Annotated in this window: 6 protein-coding genes; 5 read left to right on the forward strand and 1 reads right to left on the reverse strand. The window is 64.1% G+C overall.

From position 1 onward, the window contains the following. Positions 1-23: 23 nt before the first annotated feature. On the forward strand, positions 24-803 hold the full coding sequence (locus IVA80_RS07415; protein ID WP_247427352.1) for an SDR family NAD(P)-dependent oxidoreductase: 780 nt from the start codon (positions 24-26) through the stop codon (positions 801-803). A 214-nt stretch (positions 804-1,017) separates the two neighbouring features. Next, positions 1,018-1,905, forward strand: coding sequence for a TauD/TfdA family dioxygenase (locus IVA80_RS07420; RefSeq protein ID WP_247427355.1), 888 nt, complete (start codon positions 1,018-1,020; stop codon positions 1,903-1,905). 193 nt (positions 1,906-2,098) lie between these two features. Here the strand turns inward: IVA80_RS07420 and IVA80_RS07425 are convergent, their stop codons facing one another. Then, on the reverse strand, positions 2,099-2,743 hold the full coding sequence (locus IVA80_RS07425; protein WP_247427358.1) for a YqgE/AlgH family protein: 645 nt from the start codon (positions 2,741-2,743) through the stop codon (positions 2,099-2,101). A gap of 142 nt (positions 2,744-2,885) precedes the next feature. Between IVA80_RS07425 and IVA80_RS07430 the strand changes: the two genes are divergently transcribed. The 3 genes from IVA80_RS07430 (at position 2,886) to IVA80_RS07440 (ending at position 6,431) form a co-directional block, all read left to right on the forward strand. Beyond that, complete coding sequence (locus IVA80_RS07430; RefSeq protein WP_247427361.1) at positions 2,886-3,725, forward strand: protein-disulfide reductase DsbD domain-containing protein; 840 nt, start codon at positions 2,886-2,888, stop codon at positions 3,723-3,725. Positions 3,726-4,047: 322 nt separating this feature from the next. Then, positions 4,048-5,415, forward strand: coding sequence for an oligosaccharide flippase family protein (locus IVA80_RS07435; RefSeq protein WP_247427370.1), 1,368 nt, complete (start codon positions 4,048-4,050; stop codon positions 5,413-5,415). 191 nt (positions 5,416-5,606) lie between these two features. Beyond that, positions 5,607-6,431, forward strand: coding sequence for a sulfite exporter TauE/SafE family protein (locus IVA80_RS07440; RefSeq protein WP_247427364.1), 825 nt, complete (start codon positions 5,607-5,609; stop codon positions 6,429-6,431). Positions 6,432-6,693: the final 262 nt, after the last annotated feature.

Raw genomic sequence — 6,693 nt, forward strand, 5'->3', positions numbered from 1 at the left:
ACAAGACGGCGCGAGGAAACAGCATGTCCGATTTCAAGCAGCTCAGCCGGTCCGTGAAGGGCTTGACCGTTCTCGTCACGGGTGCGGCGAGCGGCATGGGCCGCGCAACCGCGCGCGTGTTCGCCGTTGAGGGTGCAAACGTCGCCGTCACCGATCATGACGAACAAGGCGCGCATGCAATTGCCAAGGAGATCGCGGCGAGCGGTGGTTCAGCGAAGGCGTGGAAGCTCGATGTCGCCGACGGCGGCGAGATCAAGCACGTGATTGCCGATGTCGCCGCGCATTTTGGCGGGCTCGATATCGTCGTCAACAATGCCGGGATCTCCGTGCGTGTCGCGATCGACGACGAGGCCTATGAGGACGCCTGGGCCAAGGGCATCGCGGTGATGCTGACAGCGCACCCGCGCATCATCCGCGCCGCGCTGCCGCACCTGCGCAAGTCGAAGAGTCCGCGCATCGTCAACATCGCCTCGACCGAGGCGCTCGGCGCCACCGCACTGCACAGCCCCTATTCGGCGGCGAAGGGCGGTGTGGCGAGCCTCACGCGCTCGCTCGCCGTCGAGCTCGGCCGCGAAGGCATCATGGTCAACTGCATCTGCCCGGGGCCGATCCGCACCGGGATCACCGACCGCATCTCCGAGGAGCACAAGACCATCTACGCCAAGCGCCGCACTGCGCTTCTGCGCTATGGCGATCCCGAAGAGGTCGCGCATATGACGCTGAGCCTGTGCCTGCCGGCGGCATCGTTCCTGACCGGCGCGGTGATCCCGGTCGACGGCGGCCTGATGGCGCGCAACGCGTGAGAGCCATCAGAGGGGCGTAGCCCGGATGGAGCGCAGCGCAATCCGGGAGGTCTATCCGCGAGGCGAGAATCCCGGATTACGCAGCGCTCCATCCGGGCTACGGCTGCGGCTACGGGCTGCCATGCACAGCCAGCGTTGACAACGCTGATCGCGGGAGTAGCTTTTTCACCAGCAGAGCGGGACCAACCGCTCGCGGTTCGCGGGAGAAAACGCCATGACGATCGCCATCCGGCAGCTTCAGAAGCATTTTGTCGGCGAGGTTTCCGGCCTCGATCTGCGGAAGCCTCTCACCGCGGCCGAGGCGCGCGAGGTCGAGGCCGCCATGGACAAATATGCGGTGCTGGTGTTCCACGACCAGGACATCACCGACGGGCAGCAGATGGCCTTCGCGCTGAATTTCGGCCAGCGCGAGGACGCGCGCGGCGGCACCGCGACGAAGGAAAAGGATTACAGGCTCCAGTCCGGCCTCAACGACGTCTCCAATCTCGGCAAGGACGGCAGGCCGCTGGCGAAGGACAGCCGCGCGCATCTGTTCAACCTCGGCAACTGCCTGTGGCATTCCGACAGCTCGTTCCGTCCCATCCCGGCAAAATTCTCGCTGCTGTCGGCGCGGGTGGTGAACCCGAAAGGCGGCAATACCGAATTCGCCGATATGCGCGCAGCCTATGACGCGCTGGACGACGACACCAAGGCGGAGATCGAGGATCTCGTCTGCGAGCACTCGCTGATGTATTCGCGGGGATCGCTCGGCTTCACCGAGTACACCGACGACGAAAAGCAGATGTTCAAGCCGGTGCTGCAACGGCTGGTGCGCACCCATCCCGTGCATCGCCGCAAGTCGCTCTATCTCTCATCGCATGCGGGCAAGATCGTCAGCATGAGCGTGCCGGAGGGCCGGCTGCTGCTGCGCGATCTGAACGAACATGCGACGCAAGGCGAGTTCGTCTACGTCCACAAATGGAAGCTGCATGATCTCGTGATGTGGGACAACCGCCAGACCATGCATCGCGTCCGCCGCTACGATCAATCCCAGCCCCGCGACATGCGCCGCGCGACCGTGGCGGGGACAGAGCCGACGGTACAGCAGCAGGCGGCGGAGTAGGCGTCACGCACTCTTGTCGTCCCGGACGAGCGAAGCGACGATCCGGGACCCATAGCCACAGGCCGTTGTGGTTAGGTTACGAAGGCTCGGAATTGCAGCTTAGCAAGACAACTCCACCCTGGGATTATGGGTCCCGGATCTGCGCGCGCTTGGGGCGCGCTTGTCGGGGACGACGGCGAGAATGTTGCGCCAGCTAGGCGTGCCCCGCCTCGTTCGAGAGCATGCCGGGATCGATGCCGATCTTATGCAGGGCGCGCGAGTATTTGTCCTCGACATCGTCGCCGAAGATCAAATCCGAATCCGCATCGCAATGCAGCCAGCCATTGCTCTGGATCTCGGCCTCGAGCTGGCCCGGCGCCCAGCCGGCATAGCCGAGCGCGAGGATGGCGTGCTTGGGGCCGGAGCCGTTGGCGATCGCCCGCAGGATGTCGACGGTCGCGGTGAGGCAGACGCCGTCGTCGATCCGGAGCGTCGCATTCTCGATGTAGAAATCGCTGGAATGCAGCACGAAGCCGCGGCCGGTATCCACCGGTCCACCGCGCAGCACCTTCATGCTTTCGGCGTTCTCCGGCAGCTTGATGTGCTCGCCCTTGTTGATGATGCCAAGTTGCTCCAAGAGCTCGGGGAAGTCGATGCTGCCGGCGGGATGATTGACGATGATGCCCATCGCGCCTTCGGCGGAATGCGCACAAAGATAGATCACCGAGCGCTCGAAGCGCTCATCGCCCATCACGGGCATCGCGATCAGGAGCCGGCCGTCGAGATAACCGGCCGAACTGGGGAGCGCGGGGCTTGGCTTGGGGGTGCTTTCGCCCGTCCTTTTGCCTGTGGGAGCCATCGGTGAAGCACTCCGGTTTCAATTTCTATCCTGATGTCGGGCCGGGCCGCTGTCAAATCAAGGCTTGCAGAGACGTGATTCAGGTGCATCCATCACAAGCAATTCAATGGTTTGCCCCGGGGTGACCCTGTAAAGACGTGCCATGCTGACAAGAGTTCCCACGCGTGCGGCGATTGGCGTCGCGACAACCCTGCTTGCATCGTCGCTGACGCTTGAAGCCCGGGCCGACGACGCTTCGCCGTGGCAGCGCGACGGCCATTCCGCAGTGCGGCTGCTCGCGGGGTCACGCAGCGGGGCCATCCTGCTCGGCGGTATCGCCTTCCAGCTCCAGCAGGGATGGAAGACCTACTGGCGCATCCCCGGCGATTCCGGCGTTCCGCCGCGGTTCGATTTCTCGAAATCGGACAATGTCGAAGCCGTGACGGTGATGTGGCCGGCGCCACTGAAATTCGATGACGGCGCGGGCGGGCATTCGATCGGCTATCACGGCCAGATCGTGCTGCCCCTGCGCATCGTGGCCAAGGCGACCGACAAGCCGGTGACGCTGCGCGCCGAGATCAACTACGCGGTGTGCGAGAAGCTCTGCATTCCCGTCGAGGCCAAGGTCGAGCTCGGCTTCAACAACGTCGCCTCGACCGAGGACACCAATCTGCGTGCCGCGCTCGACACCGTGCCGAAGCCTGCCACGATCGGCGATCCCAATCCGCTGACCATCCGCGATGTCAAACGTGACGGCGCCAGGAATGTCGTGGTCGACGTGGTTGTGCCTGATAGCCGCGACGTCAATTTGTTCGTGGAGGGGCCGACGCCCGATTGGGCGTTGCCGATTCCGGCACCTGTCGAGCGCAGCCCACCCGGCGTGAAGCGATTTTCCTTCGAGCTCGATGGACTGCCGCCGGGCGCCAAGCCCGACGGAGCGGCGCTGAAGTTCACGCTCGTCGGGCCTGAGAAGTCGTACGAGTTCAATACGAATCTGGAGTGATCTCTCCGTCGTCCCGGACAACGCCAGGACAATGGCGAGAGAGTTGCTCTGCTACCGCCCCCACAATTGAGCTGTCGTCCCGGACAAGCGCGCCACAAGCGCGCGCCGATCCGGGATCCATAGCCACAGGATTGGGTTTGGCGAAGACTCGTGGTTACGAGCTCACTCAAATAATTGCTCCCTGTGGCTATGGGTCCCGGATCTGCGCTCCGCTTGTCCGGGACGACACCGAGTACGGGACGCCCACCCAACCGAATCTTAACGAATGGTTGCTAATTCCCAAGCCCGCCGCAGCATGCGGGACGCCTGGGGACTCTTCGAATTGGCCGTGATGGATGCGGAACCCGCAACGACCGGACCTGCCGGCCTCATCGGGCGACTGCGCGCCAGATTGACGGGCGGGTCAAGCGAAGCGTCCCTGACGCGGCGGTTGGCCGGCACCATCTTCATCATCCGGGTGATCAGCGCTGGTCTCGCCTATTTCTCGCAAGTCCTGCTCGCGCGCTGGATGGGGACGTCCGACTACGGCATCTATGTCTATGTCTGGACCTGGGTGCTGCTGCTCGGCAGCATGATGGATTTCGGCATCTCGGCCTCCGCGCAAAAGATCATTCCCGAGTATCGCGCCAGCGGCAAGCATGCGCTGCTGCGCGGCTTTCTCTCCGGCAGCCGTTGGCTGACCTTTGCCGTGTCCACGCTGGTGTCGCTGGGGCTCGCCGGTGTCGTCAAACTGCTCTCGCCCTGGATCGATCCGGCCGAGGTGCTGCCGCTCTATATCGGCTGCATGACGCTGCCCGCCTTCGTCGTCGCCAACACCCAGGACGGCATCGCGCGCTCGCATGACTGGATGCAGCTCGGCCTGATGCCGCAATTCATCATCCGCCAGGCGCTGATCATCGGCATCACGGCCTGCGCCTTCCTGCTCGGCTACCATCTCGGCGCGGTCGCTGCGATGGTGGCGAGCGCCGGCGCGGTGTGGATCGCGATGACCGGCCAGATGGCGGTGCTGAACCTCAAGCTCGCCGATCACATCGAGCCAGGCCCCAAGGCCTACGACATCAGCGGCTGGCTCACCGTCTCGCTGCCGATCCTGCTGGTCGAGAGCTTTTACCTGTTGCTGTCCTACACCGACGTGCTGGTGCTGCAGCAGTTTCGTCCCTCCGAGGAGGTCGGCGTCTATTTCGCGGTGGTGAAGACGCTGGCGCTGGTCTCGTTCATCCACTACGCGATGTCGGCGACCACAGCGCATCGCTTCGCCGAATACAACGCAGCTGGCGACAAAGCGCGCCTGTCGGCCTATGTCGCCCATGCCATCAACTGGACCTTCTGGCCGTCGCTGGCAGCGACCATCGTGCTGCTTGCGCTAGGCAAGCCGCTGCTCTGGCTGTTCGGGCCGCAATTCACGGTCGGCTACGACATCATGTTCGTTGCCGCGATTGGCCTCGTGGTGCGCGCCGCGATTGGACCGGTCGAGCGCCTGCTCAACATGCTCGGCCAGCAGAAGATCTGCGCCCTCGCCTACGCGCTGGCCTTCGTGATGAACGTCGTGCTCTGCGTCGCGCTGGTGCCACGCTTCGGCGGCCATGGCGCCGCCGCCGCAACCTCGATCTCGCTCAGCTTCGAGACGGCGCTGCTGTTCTGGATCGTGCGGCAGCGGCTGGGTCTGCACGTGCTGGCGTTTGGCAAATAGGCACTGCGCGCCAGCCCTGCCTGCCCTGAGGAACGACTGTCTCGCAGCACGCCCGGGAACGAGGCGAAACGTCTAACTATTTCCAGTTGGCAGCACGTTTTTTCTTATCGGATCCAGACAGTTGCGTTTATGGGAAATTTTATTCTACGTCGTATTGCTCAACCGACGAGATAAACTTAAGATTCCCAGACATGATCGATCCGCTCTACGTCGCCTCCGGTTTCGGCGTCGGTCTCCTTGTCGGGATGACCGGCGTGGGTGGCGGCTCGCTGATGACGCCGCTGCTGATCCTGCTGTTCGGCGTCCACCCCTCCACCGCAGTCGGCACCGACCTGCTCTATGCCGCCGTCACCAAGACCGGCGGCAGCGTCGTGCACGGCTGGTCGCGCAGCGTCCACTGGCCGGCGGTGCTGCGGCTCGCCTGCGGCAGCATTCCGGCCAGCGCGTTCACGCTGTTCGTGCTGTGGAAGCTCGATCTCAAGAGCGATTCCGAGCGCAACCTCGTCAACCTCGTGCTGTGCTTCGCATTGCTGCTCACCGCCACGTCGCTGATCTTCCGCAAGTCGATCATGGAACGCTATCGTCGGCGCCTGCAGCAGCTCGACGAGCGCACCACCGCGATCGCGACCGTCATCACCGGCGTCGTGCTCGGCGCGCTGGTGTCGATTTCATCGGTCGGCGCCGGCGCGGTCGGCGTGACCGTGCTGCTGCTGCTCTATCCGCGCCTGCCGATGGCGACCATCGTCGGCTCCGACATCGCCCATGCCGTGCCGCTGACGCTGGTGGCCGGGATCGGACACTGGGCGCTTGGCGATGTGGATTGGGCTCTGATGGGCGTGCTGCTGATGGGCTCTCTGCCCGGCATCATCGTCGGCAGCTACAGCGCGACCCGCGTGCCGGAGACGGTGCTGCGCGTCGCACTTGCCTGCGTTCTCGTCGTGGTCGCTGGCAAGATCATCTTCGCGGAATTGAATCTGTCGTCCGTGATTGTGACGGCCCTGGCCTGGACGCACTGAACGGAAACATCGTTCGTAGATGGGCAAAGCGACTTGTCCGCCGTAGCTCGAAGGGCGAAGGCGGAAGCGTGCCCACGCTTTTCCTCAATCTAAGATAAGAAGGGATGGTGGGCACGGCGCTGACGCGCCTTTGCCCACCCTTGTATTAGCGCGCCGGACTATAATGGCGTCGTTCCGTGAGGAATGGCCCAGCCCGGGCGGCCACCCGAGCTGGGCCGCCGATCGATCGGATCGATGCCCACCGAAGCCTTGAGGGCTGCGT

This window comes from Bradyrhizobium sp. 139 (genome assembly GCF_023074175.1).
Classification (GTDB): Bacteria; Pseudomonadota; Alphaproteobacteria; order Rhizobiales; family Xanthobacteraceae; genus Bradyrhizobium.